This is a genomic window from Methanoplanus endosymbiosus (assembly GCF_024662215.1).
GTDB lineage: Archaea > Halobacteriota > Methanomicrobia > Methanomicrobiales > Methanomicrobiaceae > Methanoplanus > Methanoplanus endosymbiosus.
The window spans coordinates 1,768,535-1,791,253 of record NZ_CP096115.1 but is presented as its reverse complement, the minus strand read 5'-3'; the positions used below and the strand labels follow the sequence as shown (position 1 = coordinate 1,791,253).

Below are 22,719 nucleotides of genomic sequence, written 5' to 3'. Positions count from 1 at the left end.
AAAATGCTGAGTCAGAATAAGGGGATGACTGTACCTGAGATAAAGGCAGATAATATATCCCTGAAATACGGAGATGCCAATATATTTATGGGACTCTCGTTCTCTCTTTTTGAAGGTGAATGCCTGATAATAACCGGGCCATCCGGAAGCGGGAAGAGCACGCTTTTAAGGTGTTTAAACCGCCTGATTGTGCCTGATGAGGGATCAGTTTATTTCAGGGGCGGGGATATCAGCCGGCCTGAGGCAACAGTTATCCGGAGAAATATAGTTCTTGTCGGGCAGACACCGTCTGTCTTCCCCGGCACTGTTCTTGATAATCTTAGACTGCCATTCTCTTTTGCTGCAAACAGGGACCTTGAGAGTCCTGACTTTGGCATTCTTGCAGAGAGCTGCGGGCTGAAGAGAGATATTCTGGATCGTGATGCCGCAAAAATTTCCGGAGGGGAAAAGCAGAGGGTGGCAGTTGCCAGGGCGCTTGCACTGAGGCCCTCCGTTCTCCTGCTTGATGAGCCTACAGCCTCCCTTGACGGGCACAGTAAACTGCTGATGGAAGATCTCATCTCTGCCCTGAACCGTGAGAGGAAGATCACCTTTATTATTGTCACACATGATGCAGATCAGGCGAAAAGGATGGGAAACCGGCATATGCATCTTGAAAACGGAGTTCTGGAGGAGATAATCTGATTGGTGGTGCATATGATCCTATTGCCGGACTGCTTAATCTGGCTCTTTCAGTAGTACTTATTCTGCTTGTTGTGGGTCTTTCGGCATGGAGAAGGCTTGGTGTAGAAAAGGATGTGATAATTGCCTCTTTCAGGGCCGTTTTTCAGCTTATGGCTGTTGTTCTGGTGATTGTTGCAGTATTTGAGGCTGACAGTCCGGCTCTTACGGTTACTGTGCTGATTGTTATGGCTGTAATTGCTGCAAAAAGTTCAGCGGAGAGGGCATCGGGAATGTCAAATCCCTTCTCAGTCACCTTTCCTGCAATAGGGACGGGTGCCGGAACTATTATCTTTATACTTATTGTTCTCGGAGTTCTACCCGTAAAACCGGAATTTCTTATTCCGGTGGGGAGTATGGCGATAGGTGGCACGATGATTGTATGTTCACTTGTCTTAAACCGTTATTCAGCTGAGTTAAAGTCTCATAAAGATATAATTGAAACCGCCCTGTCGCTTGGTGCATCAGACAATGAGGCACTGACGGCACATATCCGGCAGAGTGTCAGGGCCTCGCTCATTCCCTCCCTTGACAGAATGAGGTCGCTTGGAATTGTTGTCCTGCCCGGTTCAATGGCAGGAATGATAATAGGGGGTGTGAATCCGATATGGGCTGCGGAGTATCAGCTCGTAATTATGTTTATGATCTTCTCTTCAGAAGTTCTGGCGGCGCTTGTTGTGGTTGCAATCGCTGAAAAAAAGTTTGATTTTTCATCACTCTGAATTTTAAATGATGTTTAAGGTGAATTAAGCTGAAATTCAGATTTAAGCAGAGAGATCTCCGGCAATGAAAGGATGGTATTTTACAGATTTTTTGCCTTCTGTATTATTTCCTTCAGTTCTGCTGCTGCTGATACTGCATCTTTCCCTCCAAAGACTGCTGATATTACTGCAACACCTTCAGCCCCTGCACTGATGACAGATGCAGCGTTTAAACCGGATATTCCTCCGATTGGAACCACAGGAGTATCAATGGCAGCTGAAATGGAAGAGACCATGTCAAGGCCGAGAGCATTCCCTGCATCGCTCTTTGTTGCGGTAGGGAATACAGGGCCGGGCGATATATAGTCCGCGCCCGCCTTTACGGCTCTCAGCGCCTCATCTGCTGTTGAGACTGATATTCCTATAATAAAGTCATCCGGAACTATGCTGCGTGCGTATTCAGCCGGAAGATCGGACTGTCCAAGATGCACACCATCTGCTCCTGAGGCGAGAGCAATATCAATTCTGTCATTGACGATGAAGAGTGTGCCTGAATCTTCTGTAATTTTCCTGATATTTACCGCCTCGGCTATGAGGTCTGATGCCGGCATGTCCTTGTCCCTCAGCTGGATAACATCCGCACCACCCTCGGCTGCAAGTGCAGCCATAGCGGCATGTGTCATTCCCCTCCCGATAATTCTGTCAGTTACAACGTACAGGCCATATGACATTATATCGTCCTGAAATCTGCATATCTCTCTATTGTCTCTCTCTTCATCCGGAAGAGGGTATCAAACAGTTCAGTCCTGAAGGAGTACGGGCCTCTGCACGAACTGCCTGCGATTTCACCGGCTATTCCGAATGTGACAGCCGCAGCAAGTGATGAGATGAGGAGGTCGTCAGCAACCGGTGCAAATGAGCCGCATAATGATGCTGCCATACAACCAGTACCTGAAAGACTGCCCATCATCGGATGTCCGTTTGAGACCGAGTATGATCTCCTGCCGTCAGTTACAATATCTGTTGGGCCTGTCATAAGCACAGTTGCGCCGGTAAGGTCGGAGCATGCCTCTGCGGCTTTCAGTGGCTCACCTGAGATCCCTCCTGAATCTACTCCACGCACAACTCCTCCTGTGCCGGCTATTACTGAAATTTCACCTGCATTGCCTTTTATCACCGAAATTCTGACCTCTTTTAATATTTTAAAAGTGCTCTCTGTCCGTATTTTTGTCGCGCCGGCCCCGACCGGATCGAGGATCACCGGTACTCCTGTCTCATTTGCCCTCTTTCCGGCTATAATCATTGCATCCACAAGTTCTGGGGAGAGCGTTCCTATGTTAAGAACAAGTGCTCCTGCAATCGCTGCCATCTCCTCTGCATCGTCGGGGTAGTGGGCCATCACCGGAGACGCGCCGGCGCAGATTGTTATATTGGCGCAGTCGTTTACAGTCACATAATTTGTTATATGGTGAATGAGGGGCTTTTCTGCCCTCACTTTATCCAAAAGACCAAAGATATCCTGAGAATCCATAAAATCAGATAGTAATATCTTCCCTGACTATAATGAATGGAATTGTTTTATCTGCGTTTATCCGGATTATCTCTTCCACTTCGCAGATCTTTTAAAATCCTGATTTATTCTCTTTTTCGTCTTTTGGTTGTAAATTTTTGATATTTTAAATGTTATCCTGAAATCAGTCATATCCTGGCTGCTCTTTAGGGCACTATATCTCCCTGAAACCTTGGTTTTTTCAAGAATTATTATCTTTAAGATATGACAATAATGAACTGTTATGAAGAGGCTCATTGACTACAATGAACTCTGGAAACTCTCGGTGAGCAGAAGGCCGTCATTCTTTGAGGATGAGACAGATCCGGGTTCTGCATGGGATAAGCGGGCGGACAACTATGTCGAGTCCTCTGAAGGCAATTACAGCAATACATTAAGGGAGCTGTCGCTCCTGAATCTTTCTCCGGATGACACCGTCCTTGATGTTGGCGCAGGTACAGGCAGGCTTACAGTCCCTGTTGCAGAGAGGGTGAGTTTTGTAACGGCAGTTGATCCTTCTGCGAGAATGCTCTATTACCTCAGACAGAACATGATTAAAGCCGGCCTTAAAAATGCCCGATGTGTCCAGAAGAGGTGGGAGGACGTATGCCTCAAAAAGGACTTTGATCTCCACGATGTTGTGATCTCAGCCTACTCTATGGGATATTATGATGCCGAGTGGGCGCTTGACAAACTGAGCAGAGCCAGCAGAAGGGATGTGCATATATTCTGGTTTGCAGGTGAGCAGATAAAGGAGAGGATAAGGGCCTATATTGCAGAGGAGAAGGGTGTAAGATATATCAGAAAGCCTCATTATCCTGATTATATCTGCCTGTTAAATGTTCTTCATGATATGGGCATATATGCGGATGTGAAGCTCATTGAGAACGAATGGGTCTATAAATATAACAGTATAGAGGAGGCTGTATCCTCTGCTGTTGTGAACAGGATAATATCCGGCGATGAGAAGATCTATGCAAAAAAATACTACAGCGATCTCCTTGAGGAATCGTCAGGCAGTTACTATCTGAAGGAGACGACAAAACAGGCGCTCATATCGTGGCGTAAGTGATCTCCCTTCATTTTTTTCAGCTCAAAAATAGGATAATTTTTAAATCGCTTCAAAATTCAGCGATCTGTCTGTAAGTGCTATTGATTCAGCGGCTGTGATGTCATCTCCTGCCATTGCACGGATGCAGTCCACATTCTCAACAACGACATCTGCCTCCTGGTGTATTGCCTGGAAGAGGTAGAGTTCTTTATCGTCAACTATTGACACTGAGTCCTCAAAGACACAGGATTCCCATAGATCAGATCTCGGCCTTCCAAGATCAGATGCGTACTCCTTCAGTCCGGCTGTGCTTTTTATGCCGGTAAATCCTTTGATAAGCCCTATTCTTGAATGGTTCTTTATCATTTCAAGAATTTTATCCCGGTCTCCGGTCTCCTTCAGGTCCATCTGGAGGATATGCATGTGCATAAATGTTGTCGGAACCACAAGGGCGGTTGTGACAATGTCTATCTCCGGAAGAACAGTCTGGAGATCAGGGCCGTGGTGCGACGGTATTGTCACAGGATTTAAGACAATGGCATCGACAGGCCCTCTCTTTGAATCTCCTGGATCTGCGCCCCTCCTGACCATTGTCGCACGGACTTTTTCAACACCGAAGGCATCGTCTGCAAGCTTAATTATTCTGCAAAGGCCTGTTGTATTGCAGGAGACAACCCTTGCGAATGTCCTGCCCTTCGCATCATCGAAGTTGCATGATGAACTGAATGAAAAGCCTGCGACATCGTGAGCCTCTCCGCCCTGCCAGATGGCCATTTTGCCATATTTTTCATATAACTCCCTGTTCTTTGCACCTATGCCTCCGGGTGTGGCATCAACAACAATATCTGCCGCCTGTATCATCTCCTCAACGCTTCCGGCGATAGCTATACCTGCGCTCTCAAAATCTGCCTTCTTTGAGATGTCGGCTATGTACAGTGGATAACCTCTTTTTCCGGCAATTACAGCCTCTGCACTTGGCCTTGTCTTCGATACTCCCACAATCTCCATATCCGGCTGAGCTGAAACAGCATCGGCAACCCTCTTGCCGATCGTTCCATAGCCGTTTACTGCAACCTTAATCATTACCATCTGTTAGGGTTATCTTAGGATAAAATATTTTCATACGGAATTTTTGAACATCCTGGTTTTTCAGTGTATGTTAATATATGATCTGTCAAAAAAACAGGTCTGGAGAGTACGCCGCAGTAAAATTTTGGAATCTGTGCCCTGCTGTAACCGGTCTTATCACATTTTTTTCTGTGAACTGTTGCCAATCGGACAGGATTATTAATTATTAAGCATATCTTTAATTATGGTTATTTGCAGGACTTTAGGGGTTAAATTCTCTGCTGTACTGGTAATTCTGGCAGTGCTGGCAGTGCTCCCGGCTTCAGGCGCATGCAGCCCGGATGAGTGGGTCAGGACTTTTTCCGGTACGGATACTGAGATTAACAGCGTCTGGCAGAATGCTGACGGAACTTATATCGCCGGCGGAAGTGATGAATATGGTCGCGTAATATTTGGCCTTGATGCTTCAGGTCAGACGGTCCAAACTTCCCACAATCTTGGCGGTGATGAGAACGGAAGCGTGCGGTTTGTGGAAGCTTCACCTCTGGGTGGATATATTCTATTCTGTGATGGCGAAGACCTGATTAAGGTAAATGAATCAGGCGGAGTTGAGTGGAGATATCATCAGCCTATTGGTGTAATCTCCTCAGTTGAGGTAACTCCGGAAGGCGGTGTCCTGCTTGCCGGGTCATGGCTGAACTCATTTTTGTATAAAGTTGGTTCTGACGGTAACGAAGAGTGGAATAAGACGATGGGTAGTGTTACAAACGGCATGATTGACCTTGAATCTGTTCAGAACGATCCATCCGGAGGTTTTGTTCTTTCCGGAACGATATCTGCATTTATGTCTTCGGATGATGACAAAGGCCTTATTATGAAGTACAGTGATGATGGTGAAATGATCTGGGCAAACCAGTATTTCGGCTTACTGTCAGGCAGTTTTTATTCGATAACACCGGGACAGGATTCAGGCTATGTTGCAGCCCTTCTGACGGTAAAAGATAATCCTGTATTCCTTAAAAACAGTGAATACGGCTACACTGAGATGGTATATATCCCAAGAATCGCATTCCTTGATGATAATGGTGCTGCCATAGGTGTAAGGAATGCCGCGTCAGAATTTTCATTTGTCTATTATGTAGCTGATTCGGCCACTGATGGATATTATATGTCAGGTCTGACTCCTTTCGGACTGTTTAAGGAGAACGGCTACCGGATTGTTAAGATGAACGATCTAGGTGAATTTGTATGGGAAAATACATTTTATGATGCAAAACTGACCTCAGTTCATCCGTCATCAGACGGCGGGCTGGTAATATCAGGTATAGCAGAGAAGGACTGCTCTTATGGAAAAGAGGGTGAGTCATTCATCTATAAGATGCCTGAACCGGTTATCCGGTAACTTTTTTCGTTATGATGCCGGATTTTTTCCGGATAAAAAATTCAGATTTTTATTTTTTGCTTTCGGGGCGATATAATTGCAGTCTTAGAATATTTATTTGTCAATAATTCATTCATTTTATTGGATACAATATTCCTGATTAATGCGGGAAACATCCTCAAAATGCTTTATTTTCCAATAAACGGGCATTAAGATTACAAAAAAAGTTAATTTAAAAGGAGTGTTGTGTTTGGTTAAAGGTTGGTTTATGGTGAAATTTGGTTGTTGCTGGTACGTGTGTTGCTGTTATTATGGGCATATGGACATCCTGGGAACCTGTACTGCTTATTTGAGAGGTACGTTTATATTTTCCATCAGTCTGGTAGCTTAAAATCTTTCCCGGGTATGTGGAGGATTTTCGAATGGAATTTAAGTTATGGAATTTTATGTGTTTGTCATGGATCCTGCCGAAGGCAGATCTTTGAAATGATTGAATTTAACCATTTTTTGCAGACAAAATTCCTCGGATGCCAAATTTGTCTATTTTATTAGATTTCCAGTGTTCAAAAAATGCCACTGGTATGCATTTACTATGTTTGTAGGGGATGTATATAAATGTATCTTTCAATGCCAGGCATTAAGTTTTGCATTGGGTGCGGCATTGAGTCATGCAACAACGAAATCCATAAGTAAAGTCGATGTAGTACATATCTTATCAGAATGGATTCCTATGCTGAAGAGCTTGAAAAGATAATGGCTGTTTTAAAAACAAGTCCACGTGGGATGTCTGTTTCAGATATAGCTGCTCATATATCACTCAACAGAAATACTGTCTCAAGATATCTTGACATGCTCAGAATTTCCGGACAGGTTGATATGAAAAATTATGGAAAGGCAAAGGTCTTTTTCATATCACAGCGCGCACCCATATCAGCAATAATAAATTTTTCTTCGGATATGGTTGTGGTTCTTGACAGCAGTCAGGTAATTGTGCAGGCAAATGATCATCTCTGCAACATGATTGGAATTGCAAAAGAAGATCTGATTGGAGAAGAGATCAGAAATTCTGCACTTGTCGGATTTGATCACCCTCTTATTAACAATAAAATACAGTCTGCTCTTGAAGGGCAGGAAACAACGGATGAGATAAGAATAGTCAGGGGTGGAGAAGAGCACTTTTACAGAATAAGGATAATCCCTACAGTTCTCTCTGATTCCTCTCCGGGAGTTACAGTAATTCTGTATCATATCCAAAATCGGAGAAATAGGTTAAAAATGAATTTTTATAAGTTGGATGAAATGTATCTGTGTTGACCTACCGGTACATTTGAAAGGTCCTCTTTTGCAGCAACTGAATTTTTACCCTCTATTTTAAGATCATCCAAGGTTGCTTTCTGGTTTTTGCATGCTATTATCTCAGCAAGTGATTTTTGTCTATGACCATTTATGATCAAACCGGCTATATGATCAAAGGGATTTATGTCCAACTTCTTAGCAGTTTTAACAATTGTTAAATTTCTGTCTACAACATTTGTTCCTTTCTCATTTCTTGTAAATAAGCTTATATCACGATGTCTGACCTGTGCTCGTGCTCCAAGCTCAGCATCATTATTATGAAGAGGGACGTGAGGGTGATCTAAGAATGTGAGTAAGAAGTCTTTATTCCGGTGTGTCTTCTCAATTCTTAGGTTCAACTCTTTATATTCAGTCTCGCTGTTAAATAACTCATCAAAGTCCTTTCTAATTTTTAATGCCCACTCTGGAGATGGATTGTCTTTATATGCTCTCATCTCTCTGTAAAATGCCCAAAACCGATCCATGAAATCTTCATGGACTTTTCTCATTACAGCAGTTTTAGGTTTTAATTTTTTATAGTGTCTGGCTTCATGAACCCAACATAACTGGTGTTCTTCAGTGATATTGTCGTATTGGGGTGCATCATCTGTAAGAAGAATTTTTGGAACTGGGTAATCTTTCTGTGATCTGTAATAAGCAATCAATCCAGCCTCAGTAACTCGCTTTTTAAGCGTTTTAAACCCTTCTTGACCAAATAACTCAACCAAACTATTTTCTAATTCAAATTCACTAAAGCAAGAGTTGTAAATATTTTCTCTAAGTTTTTTGATCCATTTTTTTGCGGTTCTAAGATTGGATAAATGTTCAAAGGCAAACTCATTGAATAGGTACTTGGGTTCTAAAACTTCCATAATGTGCTTAACTATGCTAATTCTATCCTTTTTTGGAGAAGTTCTAAATGCTGTGAAATTATGGTTTGAAAAGATATGTGTATTATATTGAGTGCCATTTACATTAGCTCCAGTTGTATCTGTCTGGAGGTAATCGGAGGACTTTATTCCTTCTTTTAGTATATCTTCCGATTCTTTATCTAAAACCTCATTCTTTTCAGTTAATTTCCTTGAGATTGTAGATTGGGCTATAAAGATACCATGGTTATTTAAAAAGGCTCTAATTCCATTTTCACTCATTCCACAAATTGCTTTGCATTCAATAATAAGTGCCTTTATTCCAGGACCAAATTCTCCACCATATCCTTGAGGTCGATCAGTTAAGAGATATCTTCCTTCTGAAGGGGAATAATATTTTTCAAGTAAAAACTTTGTATTTCTCGGACGAATTTCAATGTCCTGTATGATTAATTCAGAAAAGCCTTTAAAAACTGCATCTTTCGGAAGTTTATTTTTGTCAGAGTACCAGATCTTTTCTTCATGGATTTCGATTTTATGATTACGTTTTCCTCTGCCTTTATTTGGATTATTTTGATCTGATTTCTCTTTTTTTGAGCGTTCCTCCTCAGTAGAATGATTTTTATTGCCAGAACCCCCTTTTCTTTTTCCTTTTTTTGCGGCTTCCGGCCTACCCTGTTCACCAATTAGATGATTGTAATCATCTCTGAGTTGAAGATGCTCTTCATATAATTTATCGTATTTTGCAGATAGTTCCTCAAAGGCTGAGATGAGCAAATATATTATGTCTTTATCCGGAGAATTATCTATCCGATCAGGAGTTATTACGGATTCTAATTCTTTGAAGATACCATTTGACATAATGTATTCTATATTTTGAATTTATAAGTACAAATTATTATCCATTATCACATTACCTCACATTATGGATATGATACGTAATTCTTGAGGACATCACTGGTAAGAGGATGGCGGAAGAAGCTTTAAAGGAAAGTGAAAGGAATTACAGGTCCCTTGTAGAGGAGATAAATGATGCCATACTTGATCTTGATGAAGACTATAACGTCACATATGCAAGTCCGAGAACCTCCCATATCCTGGGACATGACTCATGTAAAATTCTTGGAAAATCCCTTCTTGACTTTATAGAGGATGCCGGTGAGAGGAAGGTTATTGCGGAGTTTTTCTCCGGAATCTGCACCAATGGCGGAAGTTCGGAATTATTTGAATGCTCAGTGCTGAATAATGCCGGAAAGCCAGTCTGCCTTGAATCAAGCATCTGTCCAAAGTATGATGAAATTGGTGATCTTACAGGATTTAGGATAGTATGCAGGGATATAACTGAGAGAAAGAAGGCATACCGCGATCTCTTCAGATGGAAATCATTCCTGAATTCAATATTTGAGAATATACCATCAATGGTTATGGTTAAGGAGACAAAAAAGGGCAGATATATCTTCTTTAACCGTGCTTCCGAGGAATTTTTTGGCATTGACCGGAAAAAAGCCAACGGAAAGATGGGCTGTGAACTGTTTCATGATACAATTACAGAATCTCTAATATCCGGAGACAGTGAGGTTGTGAGAACCGGAGATTCAATTGAGATGCCTGATTTAAAGATAAATATGCCTGGAAAAGGTGAGCGCGTACTGAGGGTCAGGAAATCTCCTGTGAAAGGGCCGGAGAGCACTCTGGAATACATAATGACAATTGCTGATGATATCACCTCTCTAAGAAAAACCGAGGGCGAGGCCATCAGGCAGAGGGATATGGCTCAGGGCTGTCTTGATGTTGCAGGGGTTATGATAGCTGTAATCAGAGGAGACGGAACAGTAGAATGCCTCAATAAAAAAGGCTGTGAAATGACAGGTTACAAAGAGGGTGAGATCTCCGGAAAAGACTGGTTTTCACTCTTTGTCCCTGAAAATCTCAGAAAGGCATCGAAGAAGACCTTTGAAGATATTATATCCGGAAAAACTGTACCGTCACCGGATAAAATTGGCACTCTTATGAGAAGGGACGGAACAGAGATGGAAGTTATATGGCAAAATACCCTTCTGAAGGACGACGACGGGAATGTTACTGCTATGGTCTCATCCGCCTCTGAGACTGCGCTTAAAGGGTAAGGCGGGACTGAACTGCCATCTACCCGGCCCGGAGCGAGGGACATACCCTCCAATAGGGCTGCAACGGATAATTCCGGCATTGAACTGTCCTGAACTGTCCTGTTTATGCAGGTATCTTTCCTCTCTGAAACCGATAAATACAGGTTTAAATCACTGTTATTTTTCCCGATCAGTTTTCAGTCAATATTTTCTAATATCAGATACATAACCCGGTATAAATACCTGTGAAAGGTTCATGTTCTCCTTTTCATGAAGCGACGCAGAAATTTTTTGGTTGTGAAACTATGAATAAATACAGAATATTTGTAATCTTATCATCTGCTCTCTTTCTTCTCCCTGTACTTATCACAGGTGTTGTATCGGGCTCAGATCCTGCTGATGATCTTCTCAGTTATGCAAAAGGTGACACTGTAACAGTATCGGGTTTTGCAGCCGGAAGTCCGTCCCAGGGTGTTGCGGTATGGTTATTTGGCAATAATTTGTGGGACAGAAATATGATCTCAGTGGGATCTTCGGGTGACTATAGTTATGAACTTTCACCGTCTGAAACATCCAGTCTTGCCGCGGGGCAGTATTATGTGATTGTGCAGCATCCCGGATACAACGGGAAGTTTGACGTTTACACATCAACAGATGCACAGGGGCAGACTATTGTAACCTCAGATGCTGGTTCTTCTTTTATCATCGGAGGTTCGGGCAGCCTTCAGGGTCGGCAGGCCGCAGCGGCGCTTATGGGTATGCTTGACTCAAATGATATCGATGATATGTACTCCTATACCTCGTTTATCCTCAAAGATCCTCTCATTGAGGACAATTCAGATGATAAGGTCTATGAAAAAGGAGTAATATCACTGAGCGGCAGTACAAATTTTGCCGCTGGTGAAAAACTGTTTTACTCGCTCCAGCCGCTAGAATTCGGCCCGACCTCAAAGGATTCAGACATGCCTGAGGGTGGCACATCAGGAAATATTTATGTCACAGGCTCCCACCCCTTAAATCTGTGGAATGTTGAAATAGACGCATCGGATTACCCCGCAGGTGAGTATATGTTTGAGATTGGAAGGCCGGACGGCTCATATAAGACAACCATGACGATAACAATAACAGAGGTCATGGAGAAGTCTCCGGCTGGAAATGAAAAGACTGCCACATCTGTGCAGACCCCGGTACAGACATCTGTGGCAGCAGAAACAGAAGCTATAACTCCGATGGGACAGAAAACCCCTCAGTCTCCGTTTTCGGTTGTAGTGCCGGTTCTTGCGGCAGCTCTGTCACTACTATGGATGGGATGTGGCAGAAGAGTACTGTAACGCAGTCAGACCGGAACTTTTTCCGGTTGATTAACCGTTTTTTCCAGTCCGGAGATAACATTTACCTGAATATTACCATCTCTGACCGGTTTTCAGGTTATATCTTTTTTTAGTATTAAGCTGGAATATTCTCTTTATGGTAACCCGCCTGACGAGGTATAAGCAGATAGCCGATGTCATGATGAATTACGGGTTTGGAATTGTCCTTGATGAAATTGACCCGGAAGCAACGCGGAGGAGGGTTTTTTTCAAGAGGGCAAGACCGGACGAGAGATCCGTTTATGAGAGAATCAGACTCGGGCTTGAAGAACTTGGCCCGACATTTGTAAAATTCGGGCAGATGCTTGCATCACAGACTGACAGGCTTCCCCCGGAGATGATCAGGGAGCTTAGAAAACTCCATGAGCACGTAAAACCTGTCACCTTTGAAGAACTCCGCCCGATAATAGAGAGTTATACAGGGCCGGTTGATGAGGCCTTTGCCTATTTTGAGAAAAAGCCGATAGCTGCGGCTTCAATCGGGCAGGTGCACAGGGCCATTCTTCATGACGGGACAATAGTTGCAATTAAGATACAGAGGCCTGACATAGAGGACAAGATTGCCACAGATACAGTAATCATTGAGAATATGGCATCCCGCCTTGAGAAGGTCAATCCTACAGCAAGGGCATACAACCTTTCCGGTCTTGTCGGCGACTTTACGAAGATGATGAGAAAGGAGCTTGATTATGTCTCTGAAGGGAAGAATGCAGATATATTCCGGCGTAATTTTAAGGATAAGAAGGGTATCAAATTCCCAAAGATATACTGGGAGTATTCCGGCACAAAGATGCTCACAATGGAGTATATTGAGGGTATCAGGGTGGACAACGCCGAAGGTATAAGAATATATGGGTATGAACCAAAGGAGATCGCTTCAAGGGGTTTTTCAGCGTACCTCAAGATGATATTTGAGGACGGTTTCTTTCATCTCGATCCCCATCCGGGCAATCTCCGGGTGACACCGTACGGTGATCTCTCCTTCCTTGATCTCGGTGCTGTTGCGATTGTCAGGCCTGAGAGGCGTGATCTTTTCATTCGCCTCCTTCTGGCAATTGTTGACAACGATGTCGATATGCTAATTGAGACCTTCCAGAAACTTGGGGTTACCATCAAAGAAGAGTATATGGAGGATGTCAAGGATGAGATCTACTATACCCTCTTTGACAGTGAATGTGTGGAGCTTTCCAGTGTGAATCCGGGTGACACAATAGAGAATATTCCAAGAGTCCTGAACAGGTACGATATTAAGATCCCGGACACCCTGATGTCGCTTCTGAAAGTGATTGTTATGGTGCTTGATATTGGTGTGAAACTATCTCCTGACTTTAACTTCTATGAGGAGTCAAGACCTTACTTAAGAGAGATTATTGAGCACAGATATCTCTCTAAAAAGAGGCTGAAGAGATCCACTTCATCTATGCTTGACGGAATAGACGGGGTTCTTAAACTTCCAAAGATTATCAGCCGGACGCTGAACAACATCTCAACCGGCAATATCCATGTTGACATTGTGGCCAATGATGTAAAGGATCTCTCACGCACCATTGAACAGGCCTCAGATAAGATGGTTCTCGGTCTTGTGGCCTCTGCGCTTGTAATTGGTGCATCCCTTGTTATATTTTCGGCAGATATAGAATATTCGTCATGGCTTGTCTATTTCACGATAATTGTTTATGTAATAGCCTTTGGGCTTGGTATTGCAATGGTTATTAAATTCCTGTTTTATGATAAAAAGCGGTGATATTTCCCTGAAATATCCACAATACTTTTTGTACCGATAGATCTTTTATTTCTCTTTCTCCAGTCCTTATCCGGGGCTGTATTGAAATCTTCTACGGCAGAGAATCTTTCCGGATATGACAAGTTGATATTTATCATAATAGCACAGATTTTTATGTAATAATATGTGCGGAATTGCCGGTATTTATGCGCAGGACGGGGCTGTAAGAAGGGACATGCTCAGCAGCATATCCTCTGCTCTTGCTCACCGCGGGCCTGACGGTGAGGGGTTTTATTATGATGACAATATCGGACTTGCGCACCGCAGGCTCTCTATCATTGATATCACTGACAATGCCGCACAGCCGATGGCAGATGAGAGTTCTGAGATTATTCTAGTCTTTAACGGTGAAATTTACAACTATATTGAGCTGAAATCCGAACTGAAAGAAATTGGCCATACATTCCGTTCTGAAAGTGACACTGAGGTTATCATCCATGCCTATAAGGAATGGGGATTTGAATGTCTGAAGAGATTTAACGGGATGTGGGCCTTTGCGCTGTATGATAAAGTGGAAAAACTCTTATTCTGTGCAAGGGACAGATTCGGAATAAAGCCATTTTATTATTCATTATCCGGAAATTCCTTTTATTTCGCATCCGAAATTAAAGCTCTTCTGAAAAATCCTGAGATAGGAACAACTCCTGATGATGAAAAACTCCTCCTCTATCTCTCGTGTGGTATAACTGACAATGACGAAAGGACACTCTTTGAAGGGATATGCAGTTTAAAGCCTGCACATTATATGACTGTAAGAGGTGGTAAACCTGAAAATCCGGTCTGTTACTGGGATTTATCAGTATCAAAGGAACTCTTCTCCGCCGGAAATATCACTGATGATAAATCGGCATACGGTTTATACGAACTTCTCCGCGACTCGGTAAGACTGCGGCTCAGAAGTGATGTCCCCGTGGGTACCTGTCTCTCAGGCGGTCTGGACTCATCCACAATAACTGCAATAATAAACGTTCTGATAAGGGAGGAAAATCCCCTGAGTGTCGGAGACCGCCAGAAGACATTTACCTCATGCTATGAGGATGAGAGGTATGATGAAAGAGTTTTTGTTGATGAGATAATTGAGAAGACAGGGGCATCCGGATACAGAATATTTCCGGATGTACATAATCTCAGAGATGATATTTATAGCCTGATAACCACGCAGGAGGAGCCTTTTGACTCACTCTCGATATATTCACAGTACTGTGTTATGAAGCTTGCCGGTGAGAGTGTGAAGGTTGTCCTTGACGGACAGGGCGCAGATGAACAGCTTGCCGGGTACCTTGGCTATCAGGCATCACATATCAGATCTCTGTCTCTCTCTCCTGCTGCACTGTTAAGGGAGATTGCAGGCATTATGAAGCACCACAGGAGATTTTTCATTGATGCGGCGGCTAAGCTTAAGTCCGGAAAAAAGAGGAGATCATATCTTTTTGGGGTAGTGCCTTTCACTGACCGTTATGCAGGCACACTTGATGAGGTACTGTATAATGAAATGTCCGGAAATAACCTTCAGGCACTTCTGCGTTATGAGGACCGAAATTCGATGGCTTTTTCTATTGAGTCAAGGGTGCCTTTCCTTGATTACCGGCTTGTCGAATATATTGCATCACTCCCGCTTGACCAGAAGATCAGAGGCGGAGTTACAAAATACTGCCTGAGAAAGGCGGCAAAAGGTCTGATTCCGGAGAGTGTGAGGTGCAGGATGGACAAGATGGGTTTTGTTGCACCTGATGAGGTCTGGTTTGGTGAGGATATATCTGACATTGTCGGTAATGTCTTTAATTCGGATGAATTTGCCTCAAGAAAGTACTGGGATGCAAATGAAATCCTGAAAGATTATAATCTCTTCCTATCCGGAAAAACGGGCTATTCTAAGGATTTCTGGAGGGTTTTCTGCTCGGAATTGTGGCTGAGGATATTTTTTGACGGGCGCAGTGAACTGCTGTGATCTCCGGAAAAATATATTTTTTTGAGATGATTCATCTTATCCGGTTCGCATCTTTTGGATGGTAAAAAAATACTTCATAGAAGGTCAGTTAATGAATTTATCTTCTCCCGTCTCTCAAATGGTATGGATAATGATGTAATTTTGAGGTCAAAATCTGCCTTTCCCTTTATGATAATCTCAATTCTGTCGGTCAGTGCGGTGATAAGGGCGCTTACTGCGGAGATGTTCTCTATCTCAACAGGAACTGAAACTGCTGTGGTGCCACTCTTCTCAATTTTTATGCCGTCTTTCCTGCCTCTGCCCAGATAAACTGATTCCCCTGTGCTTTTTTCAAAAAATATCTCAAATATTACTGATTTTACACTGCCTCCCACCGGAAACGGGTTGATTATATCAAGCTCAGCAGAGAGTGAAAATTTTCTGGTGGTAATCCCTGAGAGGTGAATATCTTTTATCTGAATGTCAGGTTTTATCTCATTGTTCATTACTGAATGATTGTTTCGTGATGCAAAAAAGTTTTTCAGGGTTTTGTCATAACATAATTTGAATATCATCAGGGCTAAAATCTCATAGTCAGGAGATCATTGTTATTTTTGTGCAGATCTTCATATTATTCAGATATTATATTCGGAGTTTTTGATGGCTGTACCGGATTACCACAGAAAAATAACTATTGCGGCACTGACTGTAATTCCTGTTTTAGTCATGGTTATGGCTTTTATCTTCATATTTTTACCATTCTACGCTGTGAATGGATGTCCGGATGTGAATCTCTCTCCTGTACAAAAAGAAGATAATTCTTCCTGGAATATTGCTGTTGTACAGGGTGGGCATCACCAGACATATCCGGTATATCTGAAAAATTTTGCTGCCGGCATTGCAGAATACGGGTGGATTGAAGGATATTTTACTGAAGATACAGTTAATTTAAACAGCACTCCTGCGGTTCTTGATTATATCACGGAAAACTGCCGGAGTGATTATTTAAACTTCAGAAAAGAGCATTACTTCTCTTCCGAATGGAATAACACACTGAGGGCCGGAAACTTAAAAGATCTGAAAAGTCTTTCAGATGATGGAGAGATTGATCTTGTAATAGCGCTTGGCACATGGGCGGGGACTGACTGCAAAAGTCTGAGTGCAGATATTCCGGTGATTGTCATGGGTTCGGTAAATCCCGCTGCTACAGGGATTGTTCCGGATTCGGGGGTTTATTTGCCGGGTAATATTTATACTGTCTATGACTCTGATTTCTACTACGATCAGTTCAGACTGTATTACTACATCTTCCGGTTTGAAACAATAGGCATTGCATATGATAACTCAACCCCTGAGAGCAGATCATACAGCCATATTGAAGATCTAAGGAGATTTTCTGATGATTACGGAGTTGAGATTATAGAGTATTATACTGTGGATGATCACCCTGACATTGAAATGAGCCGCAGGAGTGTTTATGATGCCTATAAATACCTCGCACCTGTAACTGATGCTCTCATCATCACAACCCAGAACGGAGTAAGTCCTTTAAATGCAGAAGAGTTTTTAAAACCGTTAACAGAGAACAGAGTTCCCTCTTTTGCCGTTGATGACCCTGAACTGGTCAGATATGGCGTTCTGATGAGTTTTGCTGAGCCGGATTATGAATATCTCGGAAGACGTTATTCAGATGCATTTTCCAGGATATTAAATGGCTGTGAGATCTCTAATCTCAGTGCTGAATACAGAAGGGATAGTTCAATAATTATTAACCTGAAAACCGCTGAAGAGATCGGATTTGAAGTTCCTCCGGGGCTGATTGAAGCTTCTGATGTCATTTACACCGATTAAATTCCTGAAATTCATCATCTTCTCTGCAATCAAATCTCAATGATTTATATATTCTAAAATTTAAGGATTTGTATTGTTGCATATTGATGCTGTGATTGGGGATTGTGCGGTTTGGATAAATTACAATAAATCTGTTTTCAGGTTTCAGTAAGAAAATTGCATTGTAACAGTTCATGTTGGATATAAAAAGGAGTTGGTCTTTCTGGTTATCAGTAATACAGAGGAGGAGAGCATACCGGCGTACAGGGTTCTCATAGTTGAGGATGAGATTATCGTTGCATTGAGCCTTGAGAGGTCGCTTGGCTCTTTTGGATATGATGTAGTCGGCCTTGCAACCAAAGGTTCTGATGCAATCAGGATTGCAGAGGAGTTGCATCCGGATATCGCCCTTATTGATATTAATCTTGAAGATGAGATTGATGGTATTGATGTCGCTGAGAGGCTAAGGGAAATTGGTGATATTCCTTTTGTTTATCTCACTTCATACAGTGGAGATGAGATCTTAAAGAGGGCCATCGGAACAAAGCCTTACGGTTATCTCACAAAACCTGCAAGGCCAAGAGAGATATATACAACAATTGAGACTGTTCTTAATAAGCATAAGGCTGTAAAGGCAGAGAGGGAAAGGCTGGACAGTGAAGAGAAATACAGAAAGATATTCAATCATATCAGCATCCCACTGCTTATATTTGCTATTGAAGGCGGCGACTGCAAGAGAATAATTGAGGTCAACGAATCATTCTGCCGTATGGCAGGCAGAACTCCGGACGATCTCGTGGGAATGGAAGTTGAGGACTTTCTGAGTTTTGATGAAAATGATCTCAGATTGTCTCTTTTATCTGGTGAAAATGGCCGGCAGACCCTCTGTGAGATTTCAGTTCCGTTTAATGCCGGCATCGGAGATATGGACTATAATATCTCATTTAAAAGACTTGATAATAGTAATTCATTATACTGTCTTTTCTTTGAAGAGGAGCGGAACTGTTGATTTATTCGGGGCTTTTTTTGATTTTGGTGCGCCGGAACTGTATGAGAGAGGTTCCGGCATTAATATTGTTGTAAAATGAAGCTTAAATTGAACCTTAATTTATCCTGAAATGTTATTGTGCCGCGGCCCGGCTGAGATGGGTTTTTTCCTTACGGAATGATGAACCGGCTATGTATTCTGTAATTGTCTGTAACTCCGGATTATCAATAACCATTATATATAGTCCGTCTCCTACAATTGAAAACAGCGGAGTGGGGTTTTCTCATCTATTGCAGTATATTTGTGAGAAATAATTTTTGAGGATGAGTGAAGTGCCGTTTCAGAAAGAGATTATAATTCCGGAAAATAATGGGGGTATGCTCTCTAAAACCTCTAATAAGGTATTTTTATATTTTATTCTCCTGGGAGTTTTATTCTGGACTGCGGACAGTTTTTTTCAGTATTACTTCTTTTCGTCAAATCTTCATTTCATGATAAATGAAGTTCCGGAATCTGTAGTGGATTCAATGCTCTTCACTGCATCGGCATACAGTATATTTGTGAGGCTTATTTTTCTTATCTTCTGTATAATCGGCGGATTTCTGATTTCCCTCCATATTAAAAGAAGAGAAGCTGCTGAAGATGATCTGAGGCATAGTGAGGAGAAGTTCAGAAGCCTTGCAGAGAGCAGCCAGGATCTTATTCTGCTTACATCAGGCGGGCGTGATGTTGAATATATCAACCCTGCGGTGAAAAAAATTCTCGGATATTCTCCGGAAGATGTTATAGGGAGAGATTTTTTATCTTTTGTCTCGCCTGAATCCGGCAATAAAATAATAGATGTTGTGAATAATATTCACAGAGTGAAGGGCAGGACCTTCCTTCTGCGGATTAACAGATCTGATGATACAGAGGCATTGATTGAATTCAGTCTGTCGTCTATTGATGATGGTGGAGGGAATTCAGATGCAGTCCAGTATGTGGGCAGGGACCTCTCAGAGTGGATCGAAGCAAAAAAGCAGTATGAAGAAGCCCTTATACAGATAGAAAATAATCTGAATCAGTTTGCAATACTTAATGATGAGATAAGAAATCCTCTGGCAATTATTGTAGGTACTGCGGATTTTTTGGGTCATGAAGAGTCGGAGATTATTCTCGGACAGGCTGGCATTATTGACGGTCTTGTAGCAGACCTTGACAGAAAATGGCTTGAATCATCCAAGATAAGGGAATTTCTGATAAAACATTATAATTTCAGTTTTGAGAGGATAAATCTGAAAGATGAATAGTCTTATTGTAGTGCATAGTCGACCATTATGTCTGATGCAGATACAGATTATTTGGGGAAAAATAAGCTTTTATTCCAATAATGGGTAGTTATATGTATTATTTTAACGGCTTTTCCGGATAATTCAGGGTTGACTATATGGTAGATGATAATTCCGGATATTTATCCGGTTCATCTCCGGATTTCTGAAACCTGTTTTTTATTGTTTCCCTGAGTCAGGCGGACGGCAGTCCATGATTATACACTGTGTGTATAATGCTCAGTTTTATCATATGTCTTCAGGCGTCCGTTTTCATCCGGATATGATACTGCGCCGTGCCCTCCGCATATGATGCATCTCTCTTCTGTTCTTTTATAGTAATCATCAGCTATCTCAGAGATTGCTTTTCTCTCAATTTTCGCGAGATCACTATCAACATTGACTGAGGTTATCAGGAAGTCGGCAATTGAATTGTATCTCTTTCTCTCTTCTGACAGACTTGAGAAGTTCATGAGGGTATCGGCGGTGAAGATGATTCCTTTTTCATCTGAATATATTATCAGCTGGCCGTACTGATGTCCTCCCCTGCCCGCAAGCACTTCAAATCTGATTCCTCCTATTTCAATGACTGAGATGATATCAAAGACAGATCTCTTCTTCTCTGAACCTTCCGGATAGAGTACAATATTCTTACTCTCCGGAGGGTTCCATCTTGAGAAGAGGGCAATCATTGTGGTGTAGATTCGTTCAAGCACCCGGTTCTCACTCTTTGATCCCCATGCCCTGTTGCCGCATTCAATTATTTTCAGAGTTGCCGGATGCATATATGCCGGTACGTTATATGCTCCACCTGCGCCACAGTGATCTGCATCTGCATGAGTTGTGATTATGTACTTCAGTTTATTTTGTATGTCAAGGCCGTAAAATGCAAACATCTTCCTGGCATCTTCGGCATATATTCCATATCCTGTATCTATCATGACGATCTCATCTGTAGTGTCGAAGAGGAATATACTGCCACCTGCCGGAAGCTGGAAACAGAAGAGGGTTACATCCCTGTCTATCTCAATCTCCTGAACGTCTGCATAAAAACCTGATCCGGAGGTTGAGTTTAAGTATTCCCCACATCTGAGGTAATTTTCAAAGACTTTGTCTGGATCTTCACCATGTTTTTTTAACTCCTGAACATTGTGATTGATATCTTTTATGAATTCCATAAGGAGTTCATCTGAATCATCTGCAAGATACTGTCTTATTTCATGGGCAAATCTGACATAAAAGACTGTTCTGTCAAGCTCATCCCCTGTTTCACTGTACTCAAGAATTTCAATCGGGTATAGGGCCTTAAGTTTATTCAGAAGAATTTCTGTCCTTTCTGTGTCCTCAAGGTTCATGCTGACGGTTACCCTGTCAGGAATGCTTCCGGAGTCATCAAAGTCAATAGATCCAATCATTGCTCTTTCACTGCCGGTCTGCTCCAGGAATTCGAGCAGCGCTCCGCTTCTGTGCGGCAGTTTGACATCAAAGCATAAATAGGGCAGGCTTTTTATTGATGTCCGCAGGTAAGCTATATCAGATAGGTTCTTCCTTATCTGTTCATATTCATCTTCAGAGCATGTAACTTCAAAGAAGGCGGTATTTGGATCAATATGCTGGTCATAATGGATTCTGTTTATGTTTCCGTTGAGTTCGGTGATGATCTCTGCGGCAATTCTCAGTGATTTTGGTCCCTCCCTGATCTGGGATACAAATGAGTAGCGGTTCAAAATTTCACCTTTATATTTATTCTTCATTTCTCTGTGCCGGAGTCAGGAGATACATGGCCCAGCCTATATATTCCCGTGCATATGCCAGATATTCCTCCTGTATTCTGCTGAAATAGGATTTTACCTCATCGACATCGGGATGTCCGGGATTATCTGACAGCCATCTCAGGCAGTTGCCCCATATGGCGGATTCATAGTCATCCCATTCACTCTCAGATGAATGTATAACTGCCTGTATTTCATATCCGTTCTCTCTGCATATCTGAAGAATTTCATACTCAGTAAGTATTTCAGGCCATTCCCTTGAGAATTCCGGAGAGGGGGAGCTGCACTTCCAGTATCTTTCTCCGATTATTACTTTGCCGTCTTCTTTTATGATACTGTTAAGTCCGGAGACTGTCTCTTCAATACCGCCCCAGATCTGTGAACTGCCAAGGGCTATGGCAAGATCGTACTCTTCGTCCGGCTCAGGTTTGTACTCTGATGCATCTGCAAGGTAAATATTTATGAGATCTTCAAGTCCTGCATCTTTTATTGCTAAAAGAGCATTTGAATATCCTTCCTCACGGATCTCTATACCTGAGCACCTGGCACTGAATGCAGCTGATATTGATGCAATTACTGTACCGTTTCCGCATCCTGCATCAAGTACAAAGGAATCTTCTGATATACCTGCAAGTGTACACAATTTCAGTATTTTTTCGGGATTCACAGGGTTCATTACTGCGAGCGGACCCTGCGATATATTTACAATTTCTTCAAAATTCATATTTTTTGTAACCTGCTGAAGTTTATTCCGGGGATAAATTATCTGAATAGATTTAGTTTTAAAATGAAATAAAATTGTGGCAGATTCAGATATTTTTACATATTCTGTGCTATTATAAATATTTCCTGCGCAATGGATTAATTGTCATAATGCCGGATTTTCAGTATGCAGATTGTAATTTTTTTTAAAAAATGACTTTATCCGTTTTTTTTCTTATTTTGGGCCTATTCTGGATTCAA

At 42.1% G+C, this 22,719-nt stretch carries 19 protein-coding genes; 12 read left to right on the top strand and 7 right to left on the bottom strand.

Features of this window, described 5'->3' with window-relative positions; all coding sequences use genetic code 11:
• The first annotated feature begins 3 nt into the window (after window positions 1-3).
• Both L6E24_RS07910 and L6E24_RS07905 read left to right on the top strand, forming a co-directional pair.
• Window positions 4-684, top strand: a complete 681-nt coding sequence (locus L6E24_RS07910; RefSeq protein ID WP_257741450.1) for an ABC transporter ATP-binding protein — start codon at window positions 4-6, stop codon at window positions 682-684.
• A gap of 71 nt (window positions 685-755) precedes the next feature.
• A complete protein-coding gene (locus L6E24_RS07905; protein WP_257741449.1) occupies window positions 756-1,442 on the top strand; it encodes an ABC transporter permease in 687 nt (228 codons plus the stop codon).
• 80 nt (window positions 1,443-1,522) lie between these two features.
• On the opposite strand, the gene thiE is transcribed toward L6E24_RS07905, so the two are convergent.
• The gene (gene thiE / locus L6E24_RS07900; RefSeq protein ID WP_257741448.1) at window positions 1,523-2,152 is read right to left on the bottom strand and encodes a thiamine phosphate synthase; all 630 of its coding nucleotides are present in this window, start codon (window positions 2,150-2,152) and stop codon (window positions 1,523-1,525) included.
• Complete coding sequence (gene thiM, locus L6E24_RS07895; RefSeq protein ID WP_257741447.1) at window positions 2,152-2,952, bottom strand: hydroxyethylthiazole kinase; 801 nt, start codon at window positions 2,950-2,952, stop codon at window positions 2,152-2,154. Before thiM ends, thiE begins: the two co-directional genes overlap by 1 nt.
• Window positions 2,953-3,214: 262 nt before the next feature.
• On the opposite strand from thiM, the gene L6E24_RS07890 reads away from it, so the two are divergent.
• Window positions 3,215-4,042 (top strand): class I SAM-dependent methyltransferase, encoded by an 828-nt coding sequence (locus L6E24_RS07890; protein WP_257741446.1) that lies wholly within the window; start codon window positions 3,215-3,217, stop codon window positions 4,040-4,042.
• A gap of 39 nt (window positions 4,043-4,081) precedes the next feature.
• Here L6E24_RS07890 and L6E24_RS07885 read toward each other — a convergent pair whose 3' ends face one another.
• Window positions 4,082-5,104, bottom strand: coding sequence for a type II glyceraldehyde-3-phosphate dehydrogenase (locus L6E24_RS07885; protein ID WP_257741445.1), 1,023 nt, complete (start codon window positions 5,102-5,104; stop codon window positions 4,082-4,084).
• 229 nt (window positions 5,105-5,333) lie between these two features.
• Between L6E24_RS07885 and L6E24_RS07880 the strand changes: the two genes are divergently transcribed.
• Window positions 5,334-6,491 carry a WD40 repeat domain-containing protein gene (locus L6E24_RS07880; protein WP_257741444.1) on the top strand — a complete coding sequence of 386 codons (1,158 nt, stop codon included), beginning with the start codon at window positions 5,334-5,336 and terminating at the stop codon, window positions 6,489-6,491.
• A gap of 699 nt (window positions 6,492-7,190) precedes the next feature.
• Window positions 7,191-7,784, top strand: a complete 594-nt coding sequence (locus tag L6E24_RS07875; protein ID WP_257741443.1) for a PAS domain-containing protein — start codon at window positions 7,191-7,193, stop codon at window positions 7,782-7,784.
• Here L6E24_RS07875 and L6E24_RS07870 read toward each other — a convergent pair.
• A complete protein-coding gene (locus L6E24_RS07870) occupies window positions 7,754-9,535 on the bottom strand; it encodes an IS66 family transposase (RefSeq protein WP_257741442.1) in 1,782 nt (593 codons plus the stop codon). The two genes, L6E24_RS07875 and L6E24_RS07870, sit on opposite strands and share 31 nt — an antisense overlap.
• 107 nt (window positions 9,536-9,642) lie before the next feature.
• Here L6E24_RS07870 and L6E24_RS07865 point away from each other — a divergent pair, with 107 nt between their 5' ends.
• The 4 genes from L6E24_RS07865 to asnB all read left to right on the top strand — a co-directional run bounded on the left by L6E24_RS07865 (window position 9,643) and on the right by asnB (window position 15,880).
• Window positions 9,643-10,800 carry a PAS domain-containing protein gene (locus tag L6E24_RS07865; protein WP_257741441.1) on the top strand — a complete coding sequence of 386 codons (1,158 nt, stop codon included), beginning with the start codon at window positions 9,643-9,645 and terminating at the stop codon, window positions 10,798-10,800.
• Window positions 10,801-11,084: 284 nt separating this feature from the next.
• A complete protein-coding gene (locus tag L6E24_RS07860; protein ID WP_257741440.1) occupies window positions 11,085-12,110 on the top strand; it encodes a hypothetical protein in 1,026 nt (341 codons plus the stop codon).
• 136 nt (window positions 12,111-12,246) lie between these two features.
• Window positions 12,247-13,893: an ABC1 kinase family protein gene (locus tag L6E24_RS07855; protein WP_257741439.1), complete on the top strand. Its 1,647-nt coding sequence runs from the start codon at window positions 12,247-12,249 to the stop codon at window positions 13,891-13,893.
• A 163-nt stretch (window positions 13,894-14,056) separates the two neighbouring features.
• The gene (gene asnB / locus L6E24_RS07850; protein ID WP_257741438.1) at window positions 14,057-15,880 is read left to right on the top strand and encodes an asparagine synthase (glutamine-hydrolyzing); all 1,824 of its coding nucleotides are present in this window, start codon (window positions 14,057-14,059) and stop codon (window positions 15,878-15,880) included.
• Window positions 15,881-15,954: 74 nt separating this feature from the next.
• Here the strand turns inward: asnB and L6E24_RS07845 are convergent, their stop codons facing one another.
• Entirely contained in the window at window positions 15,955-16,434 is a 480-nt protein-coding gene (locus L6E24_RS07845; protein WP_257741437.1) for an LEA/WHy family protein, read from the bottom strand.
• A gap of 85 nt (window positions 16,435-16,519) precedes the next feature.
• Here L6E24_RS07845 and L6E24_RS07840 point away from each other — a divergent pair, with 85 nt between their 5' ends.
• The 3 genes from L6E24_RS07840 to L6E24_RS07830 all read left to right on the top strand — a co-directional run bounded on the left by L6E24_RS07840 (window position 16,520) and on the right by L6E24_RS07830 (window position 19,966).
• Window positions 16,520-17,710, top strand: coding sequence for an ABC transporter substrate-binding protein (locus L6E24_RS07840; protein WP_257741436.1), 1,191 nt, complete (start codon window positions 16,520-16,522; stop codon window positions 17,708-17,710).
• Between the two features lie 193 nt (window positions 17,711-17,903).
• Window positions 17,904-18,698 carry a response regulator gene (locus L6E24_RS07835; protein ID WP_257741435.1) on the top strand — a complete coding sequence of 265 codons (795 nt, stop codon included), beginning with the start codon at window positions 17,904-17,906 and terminating at the stop codon, window positions 18,696-18,698.
• 302 nt (window positions 18,699-19,000) lie between these two features.
• Window positions 19,001-19,966, top strand: a complete 966-nt coding sequence (locus tag L6E24_RS07830; protein WP_257741434.1) for a PAS domain S-box protein — start codon at window positions 19,001-19,003, stop codon at window positions 19,964-19,966.
• 236 nt (window positions 19,967-20,202) lie between these two features.
• Here L6E24_RS07830 and L6E24_RS07825 read toward each other — a convergent pair whose 3' ends face one another.
• Window positions 20,203-21,738, bottom strand: a complete 1,536-nt coding sequence (locus L6E24_RS07825; protein ID WP_257741433.1) for an MBL fold metallo-hydrolase — start codon at window positions 21,736-21,738, stop codon at window positions 20,203-20,205.
• Window positions 21,728-22,480: a class I SAM-dependent methyltransferase gene (locus tag L6E24_RS07820; RefSeq protein WP_257741432.1), complete on the bottom strand. Its 753-nt coding sequence runs from the start codon at window positions 22,478-22,480 to the stop codon at window positions 21,728-21,730. The genes L6E24_RS07825 and L6E24_RS07820 overlap by 11 nt, the downstream gene beginning before the upstream one ends.
• Between the last annotated feature and the right edge of the window lie 239 nt (window positions 22,481-22,719).